The organism is Rhodoferax sp., assembly GCF_023701345.1.
In the GTDB taxonomy this organism is placed as follows: Bacteria; Pseudomonadota; Gammaproteobacteria; order Burkholderiales; family Burkholderiaceae_C; genus Rhodoferax.
The window spans coordinates 1-3,833 of the sequence record NZ_JAMPXE010000201.1; the positions used below are offsets into that span (position 1 = coordinate 1).

The 3,833-nt window shown below is 58.0% G+C and carries 5 protein-coding genes and 1 tRNA gene; 5 read left to right on the plus strand and 1 reads right to left on the minus strand.

The features are described 5' to 3' along the window. The 5 genes from NDI87_RS16955 to rimO form a co-directional block, all read left to right on the plus strand. On the plus strand, positions 1-865 hold an 865-nt coding region (locus NDI87_RS16955; protein WP_296276757.1), incomplete at its 5' end, for a molybdopterin molybdotransferase MoeA. Continuing rightward, on the plus strand, positions 862-1,113 hold the full coding sequence (locus NDI87_RS16960) for a MoaD/ThiS family protein (RefSeq protein ID WP_296276758.1): 252 nt from the start codon (positions 862-864) through the stop codon (positions 1,111-1,113). The genes NDI87_RS16955 and NDI87_RS16960, both read left to right, overlap by 4 nt. A gap of 5 nt (positions 1,114-1,118) precedes the next feature. Further along, a complete protein-coding gene (locus NDI87_RS16965) occupies positions 1,119-1,628 on the plus strand; it encodes a molybdenum cofactor biosynthesis protein MoaE (RefSeq protein WP_296276759.1) in 510 nt (169 codons plus the stop codon). Positions 1,629-1,634: 6 nt separating this feature from the next. Continuing rightward, on the plus strand, positions 1,635-2,174 hold the full coding sequence (gene phaR, locus NDI87_RS16970; RefSeq protein WP_296276761.1) for a polyhydroxyalkanoate synthesis repressor PhaR: 540 nt from the start codon (positions 1,635-1,637) through the stop codon (positions 2,172-2,174). A 17-nt stretch (positions 2,175-2,191) separates the two neighbouring features. Then, entirely contained in the window at positions 2,192-3,586 is a 1,395-nt protein-coding gene (gene rimO / locus NDI87_RS16975; protein ID WP_296276763.1) for a 30S ribosomal protein S12 methylthiotransferase RimO, read from the plus strand. 123 nt (positions 3,587-3,709) lie between these two features. Here the strand turns inward: rimO and NDI87_RS16980 are convergent. Next, a tRNA-Leu gene (locus NDI87_RS16980) sits at positions 3,710-3,794 on the minus strand. Positions 3,795-3,833 lie beyond the last annotated feature (39 nt).

A 3,833-nucleotide genomic window follows, 5' to 3' on the forward strand; every position in this document is an offset into this window, starting at 1 on the left:
CGATGGTGCCGTTCGCATCAAGGTGCAGCCCAAACCGGGCCAGTGGATACGCCGTGCCGGGGAAGATGTCACACGCGGTGCGGTGGTGCTGGCAAAAGGTGCACGTTTGACGCCGGCTGAACTGGGTCTGGCGGCCAGCATCGGCATGGATGCCCTGGCCGTGGCGCGTCGTCCCCGGGTGGCGCTGTTTTCAACCGGTGACGAACTGGTGATGCCGGGAGCGGTGGCGCCACAGGAGATGCCACCAGGTGCCATCTACAACTCAAACCGGTTTTTCCTCAAGGCCCTGCTGAAGCGCCTGGGCTGTGAGGTGAGTGATCTGGGCATCGTGCCCGACCAGCGTGATGCCACCATCGCCGCATTGCGCCAAGCGGCTGAGCATCACGATGTGATCCTGACCAGTGGCGGTGTTTCAGTGGGGGAAGAAGACCATATCAAACCTGCCGTGGCAAGTCTCGGTCAACTGGACTTGTGGCAAATCGCCATCAAACCGGGCAAGCCATTTGCCTATGGCCGCGTCGCCGATGCCCACTTTATCGGCCTGCCGGGCAACCCGGTGTCTGGCTTTGTGACCTTTTTGCTGCTGGTGCGCCCGTTTTTGCTGAAGCTGCAAGGGGCCACCCAACTGGCGCCACGATCGGTCGCCGTTCGCGCTGATTTCAGCTGGCCCAGAGCCGACAAGCGCCGTGAGTTCCTGCGCGTCAAACGCAACCCGACGGATGGCCTGGATCTGTTTGCCAACCAGAGTTCGGGGGTCCTGACCTCGGCGGTCTGGGGCGATGGTTTGGTCGACAACCCGCCCGGCGCTACCATCGCTCCCGGTGATGTGGTACGTTTCATTCCTTTTTCGGAGTTGTTGGCATGAAGGTCACGGTGAAATACTTCGCCTCCATTCGCGAAGCGATTGGTCTTGCGAGCGAGCAGCGCGACACCCAGGTCATCACGCTGGGCGCATTGCGCGACGAACTCATTGCCTTGGGCGGTGCGCACGCTGACAGCCTGGCGCGTGGCAAGGCGGTGCGCCTGGCGCTCAACCAGGTGATGTGTCAAGAGTCTGCCGAGCTGGGGGAGGGCGCCGAGGTGGCGTTTTTTCCGCCGGTGACCGGAGGCTGAAGTTCATGCCAGCACTCAACAGCCCTCGCGTCAGCATTCAGACAGGCGACTTTGACCTCAGCGCCGAGGTGGCGGCCTTGCGTGCTCGGGATCCGCGTGTCGGTGCCGTTTGCAGTTTTATCGGCACCGTGCGTGACCGCACGGCGGGTGAGTCCGGGAGTATCGCCAGCATGGAACTGGAGCATTATCCGGGTATGACCGAAAAGTCGATCGAGGCTATGATCGACGCCGCACAGCAGCGCTTTGACATCTTTGGCGCTCGCGTCATTCACCGTGTGGGCCTGCTCGCACCGCTCGATCAAATCGTGCTGGTGGCAGTGTCTTCGGCGCACCGGGGCGAGAGCTTTCAAGCTTGTGAGTTTTTAATGGATTACCTTAAAACTCAGGCACCTTTCTGGAAAAAAGAACAAACGCCCACTGGCGCGCGCTGGGTGGATGCCCGTGTCAGTGATGATGCGGCGCTGGCCAAATGGGGCATTGCCCTGGAAAATACGAGCTTGACTGCTTACGATTGACCCGACATGGAAAACAAAACCCCCGAGACGCCAGCAGCGCACCGCGTCATCAAGAAGTACCCCAACCGGCGCCTCTACGACACCACCACATCCAGCTACATCACCCTGTCCGAGGTAAAAGACCTGGTGATGAAAAGTGAACCCTTCGAGGTGCTGGATGCCAAGACCGGTGTCAACCTGACGCGCAGCATTCTTTTGCAGATCATTCTGGAAGCCGAGACCAGTGGTTCCCCCATGTTCACAGCGCCGGTGCTGGAGAGCCTGATCCGTTTTTATGGTCACACCATGCAAGGCTTTTTGGGTGGCTATCTGGAAAAAAACATCCAGACCCTGATCGACACCCAAACCCGTTTTGCCGAGCAAACCAAGGGTTTCACGCCAGAAATGTGGAAAAAATACACGGCCATGCAGCCACCGGTCATGCAAGCCATGTTGGGTGGCAGCCTGGAGCAATCCAAGTCCTGGCTGGCGCAAATGCAGGAGCAAATGCAAAAGCAGGCCGGTCAGATGTTGGGTGCCTTTGGCATCAACAATCTTCCCAAATAACAAGTTAGTCCCCATTCATGAATGCTTCCATCTCAAATACTGGCGCGGCACCCAAAGTAGGCTTTGTCAGCCTAGGGTGCCCCAAGGCGCTGACCGACTCCGAGTTGATCCTGACGCAGCTCAGTGCCGAAGGCTATGAGACCTCCAAAACATTCGAGGGTGCAGACCTGGTGATTGTCAACACCTGCGGCTTCATTGACGATGCGGTCAAGGAAAGCCTGGACACCATTGGCGAGGCGCTGGCAGAAAACGGCAAGGTGATCGTGACCGGTTGCCTGGGCGCCAAGGCCGGCGAGGGCGGTGGTAACCTGGTGCGGCAAATGCACCCCAGTGTGCTGGCAGTGACCGGCCCACATGCCACCCAGGAGGTGATGGACGCTGTCCATGCCAACCTGCCCAAGCCGCACGATCCTTTTGTTGATCTGGTGCCCAACGCCTTCGGTGTGGCCGGCATCAAGCTCACGCCCCGGCACTACGCTTATCTCAAGATCAGCGAAGGCTGTAACCACCGCTGCACGTTTTGCATCATTCCGTCGATGCGGGGTGACCTGGTGTCGCGTCCGATTGGCGACGTGCTCAAGGAAGCGCAAGCCCTGTTTGAGGGCGGCGTGAAAGAACTACTGGTGATCAGCCAGGACACCTCGGCTTATGGCGTGGACGTCAAATACCGCACTGGCTTCTGGAATGGCAAACCCGTCAAGACGCGCTTGTTTGAATTGGCGCAGGCCCTGGGCGAGATGGCGCAAAGCCACGGCGCCTGGGTTCGGCTGCACTATGTCTACCCTTATCCCAGCGTGGACGACATCCTGCCGCTGATGGCCTCCGGACTGATCCTGCCCTATCTGGACGTTCCGTTCCAGCACAGCCATCCCGACGTGCTCAAGCGCATGAAACGCCCGGCCAATGGTGAGAAAAACATGGAAAGATTGCTGCGTTGGCGCGAGGTATGCCCCGACATCGTGGTGCGCAGCACCTTTATCGCCGGTTTCCCCGGTGAGACCGAGGCAGAGTTTGAACACCTGCTTGATTTTGTGCGTGAAGCGCAGATTGATCGGGCGGGTTGTTTTGCCTACAGCCCGGTGGACGGCGCTGCTGCGAATGACATTGGTGGCATGTTGCCGCAAGAAGTGCGCGAAGAGCGACGTGCCCGCTTCATGGCGGTGGCTGAAGCCGTGTCTGCGGCCAAGCTACAAAAGCGTGTCGGTGCCACCATGCAGATATTGGTGGACTCGGCACCTGGCCTGGGTAAAAAAGGCGGTGTTGGCCGCTCTTACGCCGATGCCCCTGAAATTGATGGTGTGGTGAAATTATTGCCGCCAGAGAAAATCAGCAAGACGCTGCGCGTGGGGGAATTTACCAAGGCGCGCATCGTCGCGGCGCAAGGGCATGATTTGGTCGCACAGCCATTTTGACCGTTCGGCTCAAAATGTTTTCAGCAAACAAAAAAGCCGCTGCAAAGTTAAAAACTATTGCAGCGGCTTTTTATTTAAAACATCCGGTTTCTTTCATAAAAATGAACCGGAATTCATTTATATTGGTGCCCAGGAAGGGACTCGAACCCCCACGAAGTTACTCGCTAGTACCTGAAACTAGTGCGTCTACCAATTCCGCCACCTGGGCATTTCAGGAAAGAAAGGCATTGTATCAAAAATATTAAGC